Source organism: Streptomyces durocortorensis, assembly GCF_016901035.1.
GTDB lineage: Bacteria > Actinomycetota > Actinomycetes > Streptomycetales > Streptomycetaceae > Streptomyces > Streptomyces durocortorensis.
In genome coordinates this window covers 1-4874 of record NZ_JAFEUF010000227.1, presented here as the reverse complement: position 1 = coordinate 4874, position 4874 = coordinate 1, and the positions used below count along the sequence as shown (strand labels likewise).

The 4874-nt window shown below is 75.0% G+C and carries 4 protein-coding genes; 2 read left to right on the top strand and 2 right to left on the bottom strand.

The annotated features are described in order from the left end of the window. Positions 1–166: 166 nt before the first annotated feature. A complete protein-coding gene (locus JS521_RS29065) occupies positions 167–2632 on the bottom strand; it encodes an SUKH-4 family immunity protein (RefSeq protein ID WP_205085926.1) in 2466 nt (821 codons plus the stop codon). After that, positions 2629–3606, bottom strand: a complete 978-nt coding sequence (locus tag JS521_RS29060; protein WP_205085925.1) for an SMI1/KNR4 family protein — start codon at positions 3604–3606, stop codon at positions 2629–2631. Before JS521_RS29060 ends, JS521_RS29065 begins: the two co-directional genes overlap by 4 nt. Positions 3607–3841: 235 nt before the next feature. Between JS521_RS29060 and JS521_RS29055 the strand changes: the two genes are divergently transcribed. After that, the gene (locus JS521_RS29055; protein ID WP_205085924.1) at positions 3842–4366 is read left to right on the top strand and encodes a YwqJ-related putative deaminase; all 525 of its coding nucleotides are present in this window, start codon (positions 3842–3844) and stop codon (positions 4364–4366) included. A gap of 10 nt (positions 4367–4376) precedes the next feature. Continuing rightward, positions 4377–4874 (top strand): SUKH-3 domain-containing protein (locus JS521_RS29050; RefSeq protein ID WP_205085923.1); only part of this gene is annotated, 498 nt, incomplete at its 3' end.

Below are 4874 nucleotides of genomic sequence, written 5' to 3'. Positions count from 1 at the left end.
GGGTGTTTGTGTTAATGCCCGCCGCGCCCCCCCCCGCCCCCGCCCCCCCCACCCCCCCCCCCCCCCCCCGCCCCCCCCGGCCCCCGCCCCCCCCGGGGTGGGGGGCGGGCGCCTCGGCCGGACCGTGGGGCCGGACCACCGGACCGGGCCGGCAGACCGGGTCAGATCAGATCAAGCCGTCCCACATCTGCTCCAGCAGCACCGACCACCAGCTCTCCGGCGACGCCAGCGCCGCCGGGTCCAGCGCCACCAGCTGTGCCTGGAAGTCGACGGTCCAACGCCCCGCCTGCTCCGGGTTCAGCCCGAACCGCAGCCGCCACATCCGGCCCAGCAGCGCCATCGACCGCACGAACTCCGGCAGCCCGGTGTTCACGAACTGCGGCGGCACCGGCTGCCCGCCGGGCCCCGCCTCCACCGGGACGGCCACGATGTTCGCCGTTCCGTACTGCACACAGATCGCCCGGCCGAAGTCCGTGCCCATCACCAGGTACGACCCCGCGTCCGGCGCGGGCTGCACCTGCCGCTGCGCGGCCAGCTCGGCCAGCGTCGGCACCACCGGCTGCCCGGGCTGCGCCCAGAAGAACGGCCCGAAATCGGCGGGCAGCCCCGCCCACACCAGGGTGCGCGCGACGACCTCCGGCACTCCCTGACGGGACACCGCCCGCTGGTCGAACCGGAGGATGCCCTGCGGACCGAACGCCTGCGCCAGCTCCTCGGCGATCGCCTCCGGCGGCAGCGCGGGCGCGGGCGGCATCTGCGGCAGCGGCGCCCGCACCGGCGCGGGCCGCGCCGGGCCGTCCGCGACCTGGTGCAGCTCGCCCTGGTGCGTCAGCAGATGCTGCATGCCCTGCTGCCGGCTGGCGTGATCCGTCCCGTACGGAGCGACGCTGGTGATCCGGACCTGCGGCCAGGTCTCCCGGATCATCCGCGCGCAGTACCCGCCCGGCAGCTCGCAGGACTCCAGCTCCGTGTGCAGCTCGATGACCTGCTGCGGCGGCACGTTCATCGCCCGCAGCTCGTGCAGCATCTGCCACTCGGGGTGCGGGGTGCCCGGCGCCGAGCGGCGGATCAGCTGCTGCTCGCTGCCGTCCGGAGCGCGGAACCGCAGCACGGCCTGGTAGCCGGGGCCCACGGTCGGCTGACCGGTGGGCTGCTGCGGATAGCCGTACGACGGAGGCGGCGGGTTGTGCGCACCGGGCGGCGGACCGGGAGGACCGGGCGGCCTGGGCGCACCCGGGACGCCCGCACCGATGCTGCTCCCGTCGGCGAGCATCGTCGCGGCATGGTGCACCCCGCCACCGGGAGGCGGCGTGGAGCCGGGAGGCGCGGGCGGACCGGGCGGAGCCGGCGGGCCGGGAGGCGGCGTTGAGCCCTGCGGCGGGCCGGGCGGACCCGGCGGCGGGGTGGCGCCGGGCGGGCCGAGCTGGGAGACGAGCTGCGTCGGGACGTACCCGCCCGCCGGAGCACCGGGCGCACCCGGGCCCGAAGGCGGCGGCGTCGCACCGGGCGGCATGCCGGGGATCCCCGGCGCACCGGGCGGCGGCGGGGTCGACGGACCGCCCCCACGCGCCCTGCGCGGCGGCACCACGGCCTTGCTGGTGGCCGCGTCGGCGATGTCACCGGCCCCGTCCGGGGCCCCCTGCTGCGGCCGGAGCGCCGGCGCCACCTGCGTACGCGGCAGCTGGCTGCCACCCGACATCAGCGCGGTGGGCGCCTCCGCCGGAACGACCGGCGGCGGGGCCTCCTCGTCGTCCGTCCCCGACAGCGGCGGCGCGAACACCGTCGCGGGCAGCGGGACGGCCGCGTCGTCGGAGTCGGAATTGGTGTCCGTCCCCGCCCACGGGGTCGCCCCGGCGGGCACACCGTCGGAGGCCGTGGGCTCGTAGGCCGCGCCACCGCCGGCGGCGGGCCACGACGCGGCGGATCCGCCGGTGGAAGGAGCAGAAGGAGAGGACGAAGGGGAAGGGGCGGACGGAGGCGTCCCGTCCGCGGCGGCCGGGGCAGGCCCCTGCGCGGAGGCGGCGACAGGACCGGGAGCGGGGGCCTCCCCCGAAGCCGATCCCGATCCCGAAGCCGATCCCGAAGCCGGTCCCGATGCCGACGGGGACGACGCCGGGTCCGGAGACGACGCCGAGGCCGGAGACGGGGCCGGGTCCGGAGACCGGGGCGGGGACGACTCGGCCGCCCCCGTGGTCCCCGTGGCCCCTTCGGCCTCCGCCGCCTCGCGCCGCTCCGCACGATGATCCGGAATCCCCAGCTTGTCCGCCGCCTCCTGGAGCCACTCCGGCGGCGTCAACAGGAACGACGTCTGGTTCAGGTCCACCCGCTGCGGCGGCTCCGGAGCCGCGGCCGGCGCGCCCGCCGGTCCGCCGTACTCCTCCTCGTACCGCCGGATCACCTCACCCACCGGCAGCCCCGGCCACAGCGTCGCCTCACCGCTGTCCCGGGCGATCACCAGCCGCTGACGGCCGCCGTCCGAGACGGGGCCCTCCGGCCGGTCCTCGGCCCACACCACGAAACCGAGGTCGAACTCACGGACGCGCACCTCACGGTGCTGATACGCGGGCACGTCACCGTTGACCCACTCGTCCGCCCGCTCCTGCGCCTGCGCGAAAGTCACCACCGCGCTCACCCCTCCACCGGGACGGCGCGCGCGAAGCCGCCGTCCACCATCAGGTTCGCCACGGTCTCCAGCTCCGGCGGATTGCCCGCCAACCGCTGGAGGAAGGCGTCGAAGTCCGTACCGCAGGGCAGCAGCAGCCGCTCCACACGCTCCTGGACACTCCAGCCGTCCTGGTCCCGGGCGTCGTCGTACGGGCAGAACCACACCGAACCGACGTCCTGCCCACGTACCTTCACCGCCAGGATCCCGCCCTGGACGAACGCGACGCCCAGGTAGTCCTTGGTGAAGTGGTCCCGCAGACACTTGTTCACGTACACCAGGTCGTTCACCGCGGCCTCGTCACGCACCGTGAAGAACGGCTGGTCCACCAGCAGCCCCAGCTCGGCGTCGAGCGCGGCACCCACCGGGGCCGAACCGCCCGCCGCCTTCAGGAAGGAGCGGTACGCGCCGGGCAGCCGGTAGCCGAGGTCCTCCTCGACGCCCTGCACCTGCTGCTCGCTCACCGCGCCCGCGTTCTTCGGCAGGTGGAAGTGCGCGGGACGGGTCTCCTGCAACGGGCGGGTGCCACGCCGATTCTGGTCCACGTCCGTACCCGCGAGGCCGCCGTGATGACGCAGCAGCGCCTTCACCTCGACCGGCACCAGCTCCATCCGCCGGCCGCCCGGCACGTGGTGCCAGGTCCAGCCGTGCGGGGTCGCCACCGCGGGAATCGTGTCCCACAGGTCGTGACCGCTCGCCGCCATCGCCGCGTTCGCCGACACGTAATCGGTCAGGCGCAGCTCGTCGATACCGAAGCCCGGAGGCGGATCGGCGATCTCGGCCGCGGCGCGCGCGTACGGCGAAAGAACCGGGTGGCCGCTCCCGTCCATCCGCACCCCGGAGGGGTGCCGGGACGCCCGGACCGGATCCGGGAAGTTCACGACCTGCCCGGCGTAGGCGGCGTTCGGTGGCGCGGCTTGCTGCCCGAGCCGACCTGTCGTCATGGCTGATGCCCCCTGCTGCGTCCGGTGTTCCGCACAGCCTAAGCGGTGGGGCAACAGGGCACCCCGCCCCGCCGGTTCCGTCACGAACGGTCACATTCGTGTGACGGTGAGGCGACGGTCCAGCACCTTCCCGCGACACGCAGACACGTTTCCCCCACCCAGCTTCCCCACCACCCGGCACATTTGGCAGGCTGTCCCCGCAACTCGGGGGATTGCAGGGAGGGACGTCAGCACGATGCATTCCACACAAACCGTCACATCAGGGGATCCGCGCCTCAGCTGGAGCAGCACCGAGACCAGCCGTACGCCCCGACTGATCCACCGCCGCGACGGGATCCTCCCGGCCGTGGCCGCCGCGCTGTCCGTCCGCGGCGAGACGCTCACCTGCACCGCGGGCAAGGGGGACCAGCCACCGGTGCTGCACCCGCTCGTCCAGGACTTCCTCGACACCCTCACCAGCGGCCAGCGCGAACGCTTCACCGGGCGGTGCCCCGAAGCGATACTGCTCTCCCGCCAGCTCACCGCCGCCGAGAGCGGGCGCTCCAAACGGGCCCAGCGAAAACCCCTGACCAACGGGGAGGCACGGCGCGCGCTCAAGCACTCGCGGCTCACCGCCCGGCGCATCCGCGAGGACGGCGACCCGCTGCACGGCAGCTACGCACCACCGTGCCGATCCTGTTCGGCGCTCCTGTCCCACTTCGGCGTACGCCCCGTCGACCTGACCACCACCGGCGCCGCGACCACCGCCGAGAAGGGCTGACCGCCCACCGATGCACGACCGCCAGCAGCACACCTCCACCACCCGCTTCCCCGTCGCCGTCGACGCCGCCCTGCGCGAGGCGGGCTGGCAGCCCGGGCGCTGGGACATCCGCCAGGCGGAGGAATGGGCCGACGCGCTGCGCTCCCACGCCTCCCCGGCGGGCCACCGGCACGCCGTGTTCCCGGCCGCGGTCGAGGCCTGGGCGGAGTTCGGCGGCCTCCACATCACGGCGTCCGCGCCCGGCCGGCACATCGCGCCCACGGCGGTACGGATCGACCCCCTGAGCGGGCTCCATCTGGCCCGCACGCTCGGGGACCTCGGCCGCGCCCTGGAGACGGAGGTCAGCCCGCTGGGGGCGGAGGGCGAGGAGCAGGCGGTCCTGGCGATCGACACGGAGGGCCGGGTGTACAGCATCGACCACACGGGCGACTGGTTCCTGGGCCAGGACATCGACGAGGCCCTTGCCACCCTGGTGACCGGCACCCAACCGGCCCGCCTGACGTCCTCC